The 9,787-nt window shown below is 74.2% G+C and carries 8 protein-coding genes; 3 read left to right on the top strand and 5 right to left on the bottom strand.

The annotated features are described in order from the left end of the window. From PKE99_RS36955 to PKE99_RS36940, 4 genes are all read right to left on the bottom strand, one after another. The coding region (locus PKE99_RS36955) for a RecB family exonuclease (protein ID WP_306470790.1) at window positions 1-815 on the bottom strand (815 nt) is incomplete at its 3' end. Window positions 816-852: 37 nt separating this feature from the next. Then, window positions 853-1,737: a PHP domain-containing protein gene (locus PKE99_RS36950; RefSeq protein WP_037042835.1), complete on the bottom strand. Its 885-nt coding sequence runs from the start codon at window positions 1,735-1,737 to the stop codon at window positions 853-855. 9 nt (window positions 1,738-1,746) lie between these two features. Beyond that, entirely contained in the window at window positions 1,747-2,778 is a 1,032-nt protein-coding gene (gene cydB, locus PKE99_RS36945) for a cytochrome d ubiquinol oxidase subunit II (protein ID WP_037042837.1), read from the bottom strand. Window positions 2,779-2,794: 16 nt separating this feature from the next. After that, window positions 2,795-4,180 carry a cytochrome ubiquinol oxidase subunit I gene (locus PKE99_RS36940; RefSeq protein WP_037043144.1) on the bottom strand — a complete coding sequence of 462 codons (1,386 nt, stop codon included), beginning with the start codon at window positions 4,178-4,180 and terminating at the stop codon, window positions 2,795-2,797. A 235-nt stretch (window positions 4,181-4,415) separates the two neighbouring features. On the opposite strand from PKE99_RS36940, the gene zwf reads away from it, so the two are divergent. Genes zwf through PKE99_RS36925 form a run of 3 tightly spaced genes read left to right on the top strand, consistent with a single transcriptional unit; the run spans window position 4,416 to window position 8,751 of the window. Next, a complete protein-coding gene (zwf, locus tag PKE99_RS36935; RefSeq protein ID WP_037042843.1) occupies window positions 4,416-5,792 on the top strand; it encodes a glucose-6-phosphate dehydrogenase in 1,377 nt (458 codons plus the stop codon). Beyond that, a complete protein-coding gene (locus tag PKE99_RS36930) occupies window positions 5,771-7,165 on the top strand; it encodes an NAD(P)/FAD-dependent oxidoreductase (RefSeq protein ID WP_063739692.1) in 1,395 nt (464 codons plus the stop codon). The genes zwf and PKE99_RS36930 overlap by 22 nt, the downstream gene beginning before the upstream one ends. After that, window positions 7,162-8,751 carry a GMC family oxidoreductase gene (locus tag PKE99_RS36925; RefSeq protein WP_037042846.1) on the top strand — a complete coding sequence of 530 codons (1,590 nt, stop codon included), beginning with the start codon at window positions 7,162-7,164 and terminating at the stop codon, window positions 8,749-8,751. Before PKE99_RS36930 ends, PKE99_RS36925 begins: the two co-directional genes overlap by 4 nt. 1 nt (window position 8,752) lies before the next feature. On the opposite strand, the gene PKE99_RS36920 is transcribed toward PKE99_RS36925, so the two are convergent. Then, a partial coding sequence (locus PKE99_RS36920; RefSeq protein WP_271214977.1) for an amino acid ABC transporter ATP-binding/permease protein occupies window positions 8,753-9,787 on the bottom strand: 1,035 nt, incomplete at its 5' end.

Genomic DNA, 9,787 nt, shown 5'->3' with positions numbered 1-9,787 from the left:
GGGGGGAAGGGGGTGTGGGGGCCGCCGCCGGCGGCGAGCGCGTGGGCGGCGTCGGCGGCATCGGTGGCGCCGCGCTCGGCCCGCGCCACGTGCCCGGCCAGGGAGGCCTCGTCGTGCTCCCACGCGGCGACCCGGCCGGTCGGCAGGTGGTGCAGCTCGACGCGCCGGCAGTCGCGGCGCAGCGTGCGGGCGGCGCCGAGGGCGTAGAGGGCGAGGGCCGCCGAGTCCCGCGCGTCGCCGGGCTCGGGGACCCGCCGCCCGGTCTTGTAGTCGACGATCACGGCCGCGCCCGCGTCGCCGTCGATCCGGTCCACCCGCCCCTCGGCGACGATCGCCGAGGTCGGCGCGGACACCCAGCGCTCGACGCCCAGCGGCTCCGGCATTCCCTCGACGTGCTCGGCGACGTAGTCGGCCACCCAGCTGCGGGCCCGGCCGCGGTACTCCGCCTCCTGTGCACCGTCGCGGAAGCCCTCGCCCGACCAGTTGCGGTCGACGAGCGCGGCGGCCTGGTCCGGGGTCCGCTCCCGCACCGGGCGCAGGTACAACGCGCGCAGCGCGAGGTGCACGACGGCGCCGAGCGTGCTCGCCGCCCGCGGCCCGCCGCGCGGCGGCGCGGGCTTCTCGACGTAGGTCAGCCGGTAGCGCCGCGGGCAGGACTCCCAGGTCCCGAGCCGGGCGGGCGTGACGCGGACCAGCGGCCGGGCCCACCGGGCGGCCTCCCGGGCGACCCCGGTGGGCAGCGACCCGTCGTCGAGCAGGTCGTCGAAGCCGAGCTGTCCGCCGCTCCCGGCGGCGCGGGAGGAGGAACCGGGCACCGCGTCACGGTACCGGCCGGGCGGCCCCGGCCCGCGCTCAGGCGCCCTCGACGACGTCGACGCCGGCGGCCTTCGCGAGCAGCTCGTCGAGGGCGTCGGGCGCGGTCGTCTCGGCGGCGATCGGGGTGGTCTTGTTGGTGCCGTGGAAGTCGCTGGACCCCGTCGGGACCAGGCCCAGCTCGGCCGCGACCCCGCGCAGCAGCTCACGGTCCGCGGGGTCGTGGTCGGGGTGGTCGACCTCGACGCCGCTCAGCCCGATCCGGGCCAGGTCGGCCAGCACCGAGGTCTCGATGACCCGCCCGCGCCGGCGCGCCAGCGGGTGTGCGAACACCGCCACGCCGCCCGCCTCGACGATCATCTCGACGGCCCGCTCGACGGGCGTGTCGGTCTTCGGCTCGTAGTACTTGCTGCCGGTGCGCAGGATGCCGGCGAAGGCCTCGTTGACCGACTCGACGACCCCGGCCGCGACGAGCGCCCGCCCGAGGTGCGGGCGGCCCGGCGTGGTGCCCTCCGGGACGAGGTCGAACACGCGGTCGGCGTCGAGCTGCGGGTAGTCGGCGGAGACGTTGCGGGCCATCTTCCGCAGCCGCTCGACGCGCTCGGCCACCAGCCGCCGCTGCTCGGCGACGATCGCGGGGTGTTCGGGGTCGAACAGGTACCCGAGCAGGTGGACCGACACGGTGGCCTTGTCCCCCGGCGTCGCCGGCCGCCCGGTGGGGCTCACGCAGGAGAACTCCGCCCCGCGCACCAGCCGCATCCCCCGCGGCAGCACGGCGGCGGCCCGGTCCCAGCCTCCGGTGGTGTCGTGGTCGGTGAGCGCGAGCGTCGTGACGCCCGCGGCGGCCGCCGTGGCGACCAGCTCCTCGGGGGTCTCGGTGCCGTCCGAGACGGTCGAGTGGGTGTGCAGGTCGATCAGGGCCACCCGCCGACCCTAACCGGGATCGGCGGGCGCCACCGGCGACGGCTCCGGCTCACGCACCGGCCCGCGGAGCCGGGCGCGGAACACGTGGTAGGTCCACGCCTGGTACGCCAGGACGACGGGCAGCAGGACCGCCAGGACCACCGTCATGACCGTCAGCGCGTACGAGGCGGAGGCGGTGCTCGTGGTGGTGAGGTCGTTCGCAGGGCCGAGGCTGGACACCATCACGCGCGGGTACAGCTCCGAGAAGATCGACGCCGTCAGCGCGGCCATGGTCGCCGCGGTGGCGGCGAACGCGAGGCCCTCGCGCCGGACGTGCACGAAGGCGGCCGCGATGATCGCGGCGAGGATCGCGGCGAACTCGGCCACGGACAGCAGCACCCCGTCCCCCGACGTGACGCGGGTCCACGCCGCCCACCCCGTGACGACGACGGCGACCACCGGGGCGAGGGCCCGGGCGATCCCGAGGGCCCGCCGGCGCAGGGCCGCCGTGGTCTTCAGGGCGAGGAACACCGCCCCGTGCACCAGGCACACCAGCACGACCGTCGCTCCGGTCATCAGCGCGTACGCCGGGAACAGGTCCCCGGCCCCGCCCACGAACTCCTGCGCGGAGTCGATCGGGACCCCGGCCAACAGCCCGCCGAGCACGATGCCGAGGCCGAGCGGGACCACCAGGCTCCCGCCGGCGAGCGCACCGCTCCACAGCGCCCGGGCGCGCGGCGAGTCCGAGTGGGACCGGAACTCGAAGGACACCCCGCGCAGGATCAACGCGACGAGCACCACGACCATGATCGGGTAGTACGCCGAGAACATCACCGCGTACCAGACCGGGAAGGCCGCGAAGGTTCCAGCGGCGGCCAGCACGAGCCACACCTCGTTGCCGTCCCACACCGGCCCGATGCTGCGGATCGCCAGGTCGCGCCCGGCCTCGTCGCGCCCGACGACACCGTGCAGCATGCCCACCCCGAAGTCGAACCCCTCGAGCAGCAGGAACCCGGTCCACACCACCGCGAGGACGACGAACCAGAACGCGACGAGGGTCATCGGCTCACCTCCCGGGTCAGTAGGTGGGCGCCGGGGTGGGCGCCTCGATCTCGTCCGCGGCCTCCTCGGCCGGGAGCTCCTTGCGGGCGTAGCGCGCCATGAGGACCCAGTCCACGACCGCCAGCGCGCCGTAGAGCAGCAGGAAGATCAGCAGGCTCGTGACGATCGCCGCGGCGCTCACCGACGGCGAGTTGGCGTCCGCCGTCTTCTGCAGGCCCTGCACGATCCAGGGCTGCCGCCCGTTCTCGGTGAGGATCCAGCCCGCCGTGTTGACCAGGAACGGCAACGGCAGGCACCAGATCGCCACCCGCAGGAACCACGGCGACTCGACGAGCCGGTTCCGCCGCCACAACCCCCACAGCGCGACGACGAGCAGGAGGCTGCCGAGGTAGGCCATCCCGCGCATCGCCCAGTACTGGACGAACACGTTGGGCACGTAGTCGCCCGGGCCGTACTGCTGCACGTACTGCGCCTGCAGGTCGTTGAGCCCGACCACCTGGCCGTTCCAGGAGTTGGTGGCCAGCAGCGAGAGCAGGTGCGGCACCTGGATGATCTTCGACGGCGTCTGGTCGTCGTTGCCGCCGCCGATCTGGAACAGCGAGAACGAGCACGGCTGGCACGTCTGCCACTGGGCCTCGGCCGCCGCGATCTTCATGGGCTGGAACTCGCCCTCCGTGACCCCCAGCTCACTGCCGACGAGCAGGTTGAGCGCCACCGCCGGGGCCAGCACGCCGAGCGCGATCCGCGCCGCCCGGCCGAACTCGGCCGCGTGCGAGCGACGGCGCAGGTGCCACGCCGCCACGGCCAGCATGACCACCGCCGCGGTGATCACCGACGCGAGCAGCACGTGCAGGAAACTGCGCAGGAAGACCGGGTTGGCCAGCACGGCGCCGATGCTCGTGAGCTGCGCCCGCTGCGTCACCGGGTTGATCTCGTACCCGACCGGGTTCTGCATCCACGAGTTCGCGGCCATGATGAACGCCGCCGAGAGCACGCCGCCGGCGGCGACGGCCCAGATCGTGGCCAGGTGCACCCGCCGGGACAGCCGGTTCCACCCGAACACCCACAGCCCGAGGAACGTCGACTCGAGGAAGAAGGCCGCCAGGCCCTCCATCGCGAGCGGCGCCCCGAACACGTCGCCGACGAACCGGGAGTAGCCGGACCAGTTCATCCCGAACTGGAACTCCTGCACGAGCCCCGTCACAACGCCGACCGCCACGTTGATGACGAGCAGGACGCCGAAGAAGCGGGTCAGCCGCAGGTACTCGGGCTTGTCCGTGCGGTGCCAGAACGTCTGCAGGACGGCGGTCAGCAGACCCAGCCCGATCGTCAGTGGGACGAACAGGAAATGGTAGATCGACGTTCCGGCGAACTGCAGGCGGGCGAGGTCGACCACGGACACGGGGCCCACCGTCGGGTCGGCACACCGCGCGGGCATCACCCGACGCGGGCGAGCCGAACGCCGCGTCCACAGCGGGGCGCGTCGCGCGTGTCCGATTCGTCCGCCGCCTCCGCCCTCGTCGATCGGGCCGGCGGGCCCGCCTCATCCGGTGCGAGTGAGGCGACCGGCGCCCGCGGGCCAGCACGGTGGCGGGCACCCGCACGACCTCGCAGACCTCGGTGGACAGGAGCAGGCCATGCCGACGGACCGGGTGGACGCCCTCGTGATCTTCGGCGCGACCGGGGACCTGGCGAAGCTGGAGACCTTCCCGGCGCTCGTCGGGCTGGTGGAGCGGGGCGTCCTCGACGTGCCGGTGGTCGGCGTCGCGAAGAGCGGGTGGGGCCTGGAGCAGTTCCGGGACTACGCCGCCCGGTCGCTGCGCCGCAACGACCTCGATCCGGACTCGGGGCCCGGCCGGACCATGCTCGGCCTGCTGCGCTACGTCGACGGCGACCTCGGCGACCCGGCGACCTACGAGGCGATGAGCAGGGAGATCGGCGACGGCGAACGGGTGCTCTACTACCTCGAGGTGCCGCCGGTCCTGTTCGCCCGGATCGCCGAGGGCATCTCCGGGGCCGGGCGCGCCGAGGGTGCCCGGGTGATGGTCGAGAAACCGTTCGGCACGGACCTGCAGAGCGCGCGGGCCCTGAACGAGACCATGCTCAAGTACTTCCCGGAGGACGCGATCTACCGGGTCGACCACTGGCTGGGCCTCGACCCGCTCAACGACGTCCTGGTCGCCCGCTTCGCCAACTCGATCTTCGAGCCGCTGCTGAACCGCGACCACGTCGAGAGCATCCAGATCACCATGGCGGAGGCGTTCGACGTCGCCGACCGCGGCCACTTCTACGATCGCACCGGCGCCACCCGCGACGTCCTCCAGAACCACATGCTGCAGGTCCTGGCCACCGTGGTCGCGGACCCGCCGGACGGCTCCGGCCTGCTGTCCTGGGTCGACGCCAAGGCCCGCGTGCTGCACGCGATCCGCCCGCTCACCCCGGAGAACACCGTGCGCGGCCAGTACGAGGGCTACCGGGAGGTGGCCGGCGTCGATCCGGTCTCGACCACCGAGTCGTACACGGCCGTCCGGCTGGAGCTCGACTCGTGGCGGTGGGCGGGCGTCCCGATCCTGATCCGCGCGGGCAAGACGATGCCGGTGACCGCCACCGAGGTGAGCATCCGCTTCCGGCCGGCCCCGCTCGATGTCTTCGACGTGCCCGGCCCGCGCCCGGTGAACGCCCTGCGCTTCCGCATCTGGCCGAACGCCGCGGTCTCGCTGACCCTGGCGGGCAAGAAGCAGGGGATCGAGCGCGTGCCCGAGGAGCAGGACCTGGTCTTCGCCGAGCACGCGGCGGACGACGCGCGCCCGTACGACCGGCTGATCGGCGCCGCCCTGGACGGCAACCGGGTCCTGTTCGCCCGGCAGGACACCGTCGAGGCCGCGTGGCGGGTGGTCGACCCGATCCTCGGCGACGTGGTGCCCCTGCAGCGCTACCAGCGCGGCACCTGGGGCCCCAAGGAGGCCGACGACCTGCTGCCCGAGGGGGACTCGTGGCACGACCCCACCGGCTGACCCTCGTCGGCCGCTCCCGCGACGGCGCCGGCGGCCCGGGGGCGCACCGCGTCGTGATCGTGGGCGGCGGCTTCGCCGGACTCTTCGCCGCCCGGGCGCTGCGCGACCCCACGATCGCGGTCACGCTCGTCGACCGTGCGCAGCACCACCTGTTCCAGCCGCTGCTCTACCAGGTCGCGACCGGGATCCTGTCCGAGGGACAGATCGCGGCGCCGCTGCGCGACGTCCTGAAGCGGCACCGCACGGTCGACTGCGTGCTGGCCGACGTCGTCGACGTCGATCCGCAGGCCTGCACCGTCGTCGCCGAGCGGCCGAACGGCGAACGTCTGACCCTGGCCTACGACGACCTGATCGTCGCCGCGGGCGTGCGGCAGTCCTACTTCGGCCACGACGAGTTCGCCCGGTACGCGCTCGGCATGAAGACCATCGCCGACGCCCTCGCCATCCGGCGCCGGGTCTTCGGCGCGTTCGAGCTGGCCGAGACCGCGACGGACCCGGACGAGCAGCGGCGGTGGCTCACGTTCGCCGTCGTCGGGGCCGGGCCCACGGGCGTCGAGCTGGCGGGCCAGATCCGGGAACTGGCCACCCGCACGCTGCGCCGGGAGTTCCACCGCATCCGCCCGGAGGACGCCCGGGTGCTGCTGTTCGACGCCGGGAAGGCACCGCTGGCGTCGTTCGGGCCGGCCCTGTCGGCGAAGGCCGCCGCCGGGTTGCACGCGCTCGGGGTCGAGCTGCACCTCGGCTCCGTCGTCACCGGGGTGGATGCGCGGGGCATCGACGTCCGCGACGGCACGGGCGCGACGCAGCGGTACCCCGCGGGGACCGTGCTGTGGGCCGCCGGGGTGGAGGCACCCCCGATCGCGAAGGCACTCGCCGACGCGACGGGCGCCCCGCGCGACCGCGCGGGCCGGATCGAGGTCGAGCCGGACCTCACGGTGCCGGGGCACCCGGAGATCTCCGTGATCGGCGACCTGATGAGCCGGGACCACCTGCCGGGCGTCGCCGAGGTCGCGATGCAGGCCGGGATGTACGCGGGCCGCCGCATCCGGCACCGGTCGGCCGGGCGCCCGGTCCGTCCGTTCCGGTACCACGACCTGGGCTCGGCCGCCTACCTCTCGCGCGGCAACGCCGTCGTCTCGGCCGGGCCGCTGAAGTTCGGCGGGTTCGCCGGTTGGCTGGCCTGGCTGGTCCTCCACCTGGCCTTCCTCACCGGGTACCGCAACCGCGTCGGCGCGGTGCTGACCTGGGCGGCCGCGTTCGCCCGCGACGCGCGGCGGGAGCGGACCTTCACCACGCAGGAGATCGAGACGCTGCGGGACGTCTACGACGACGCGGCCGAGCCCGCGGAGCACGCCAAGGAGGGACGGCCGTGAGCGGCGACCACTACGACGTGATCGTGATCGGCAGCGGGGCGGGCGGCGGCACCTTCGCCCATCGCCTCGCGCCCACCGGGAAGCGGGTCCTGCTGCTCGAGCGCGGGGCCTACCTGCCGCGCGAGCGCGACAACTGGGACTCGGGCGCGGTGTTCGTGCGGGGGAAGTACCGGGCCCCGGAGTTCTGGCTCGACCGCCACGGCCACGAGTTCCCGCCCGAGGTGAACTACTACGTCGGCGGCAACACCAAGTTCTACGGCGCGGCGCTGTTCCGCCTGCGCCCGCAGGACTTCGGCGAGCTGGTCCACCACGGCGGCATCTCACCGGGCTGGCCGATCAGCTACGCCGACCTCGAGCCGTACTACACCGAGGCCGAGCACCTCTACGAGGTCCACGGCCGGCACGGTGACGACCCCACCGAGGGCCCGGCCTCCGCGGACTACCGCTATCCGCCGGTGCGCCACGAACCGCGTATCCAGCAGCTCAGCGACGACCTGGACAAGATCGGACTGCACCCCTTCCACCTGCCGATCGGGGTGCGCCTGAACCAGGACGCACAGGGGAACGCCACCTACGACAGCCCCTGCATCCGGTGCGACCGCGTCGACGGCTTCCCCTGCCTGATCGGCGGCAAGTCCGACGCGCAGGTGATCTGCGTGGACCCTGCGCTGGCCCACGACAACGTCCGGTTGCTCACCCACGCCGAGGTGACGCGGCTGGAGACCGATCCCCACGGGCGCTCGGTCACCACCGTCGTCACCCGGTTCGACCAGGGCGAGGGCGGCCTCGAGACGGTGCGCTTCACCGCCGACGTCGTGGTGGTTGCCTGCGGGGCCGTGAACTCGGCCGCGCTGCTGCTCCGCTCGGCGAACGACAAGCACCCCGACGGCCTGGCCAACGGCTCCGGCGTGGTCGGTCGGCACTACATGCGGCACAACAACCTCGCGCTGATGGCCGTCTCCAAGGAGCCGAACCCGACGCGGTTCCAGAAGACCCTGGCGGTGCACGACTGGTACCTCGGCTCGGAGGACTGGGACTACCCGCTGGGCGGCATCCAGATGCTCGGCAAGTCCGACTCCGAGCAGGTCCGGGCGAACGCCCCGCACTGGGCCGGGCGACTCTCCCCGGAGATGCCGTTCGAGGTGCTCGCCCACCATGCCGTCGACTTCTGGCTCTGCGGCGAGGACCTGCCGCGGCCGGAGAACCGGGTGACCCTGGAACGCGACGGACAGATCCGGCTCACGCTCGACCCGGACAACAACACCGAGGGGCTGAAGCGCCTCCGGAAGGCCCTGCAGAGCCGGCTCTCCGACCTCGGCATGCACGAGAAGCACCTGCTGCACCACAGCATCTACATGCACAAGGGCATGCCGATCGGGGCGACCGCGCACCAGGCCGGGACCATCCGGTTCGGGACCGACCCGGTGAGCTCGGCGCTCGACGTGACCTGCCGGGCCCACGAGCTGGACAACCTCTACGTGGTCGACACCAGCGTCTTCCCGAGCATCGGCGCGGTGAACCCGTCGCTGACGGCGATGGCCAACGCCCTGCGCGTGGCCGACCACGTCGCCGAACGGCTGGGGTGACTCACACCGGGCTGCGGCTCCGGCCGAGGTCGAGCCGCGGCACGCCCGGGGTCTGCTCGGGCCGGTGCGTGACGAGCAGGGCGGTCCGGTCGGCCGTGGCCGCGAGGATCTCCGCCGCGAGCGCGGCGCCGGTCGCGGCGTCGAGGTGGGCGGTGGGCTCGTCGAGGACGAGGATCGGCCGGTCGGCGAGCAGCGCGCGGGCCACCCCGAGCCGCTGACGCTCGCCGCCCGACACCGCGCCGCCGTGCGCGCCGACCGCCGTGTCCAGGCCCTCGGGCAGGGCGTCGAACCACGACCCGAGCGCGACGCGGCGCAGGGCCGCGACCAGGTCGTCGTCGGTCGCCCCGGGTGCGGCGAGGGCGAGGTTGGCGCGCAGCGTGCTGTCGAAGAGGTGCGCCCACGGCCCGCACCAGGCGATCCCGGCCCGCACGTCGTCGGCGTGGAGCGCGCGCACGTCGCGGCCGTCGGCGTGCAGGCTGCCCGAACTGGGCGGGAGGGTCCGCAGCAGGGCCGCGACGACCGTCGACTTGCCGCTGCCCGACGGTCCGGTGAGCGCGACCCGGCGGCCGCCGCCGAGGTCGAGGTCGACGCCGTGGACGGCCTCGACGGCCGCGTCGGGCCACCGGACACCGAGGTCACGGGCCTGCAGCGACCGCGGGGCGGGCACCCCCGCCGCGGCCGCGGGCTCGACGACGACCGGCTCCCGTTCCCCGAGGTCCCGCAGCCGGCGCAGGGCCGGGCGGATCGACAGCAGGCGGACGGCGGCCTCCGGGAGCGGGGCGATGACCTCGGCGAACGCGAGCGGGGTCAGGGCGAGCACGGCGATCACCGGGCCGGGCACGGTGCCGGCCGCGAACCCCGAGAGCCCCAGCCCCGCGCACACGACGGCCGTGAGCCCGACGGCCAGGACCGCCACTGCGGCGCCGGCGCCGGTCGCGCCGGCCGCCCGCCGGCGGAGGGCCGCGAGCCGGGCGTCGGCCTCGTCGAGGGCGGCGTGGGCACGGTCCGCGGCGCCGAGGACGAGCAGGTCGGCGGC

The sequence above is a fragment of the Pseudonocardia halophobica genome, assembly GCF_027922425.1.
GTDB classification, from domain to species: Bacteria; Actinomycetota; Actinomycetes; order Mycobacteriales; family Pseudonocardiaceae; genus Pseudonocardia; species Pseudonocardia halophobica.
This window is presented reverse-complemented; position numbering and strand designations above follow the sequence as displayed.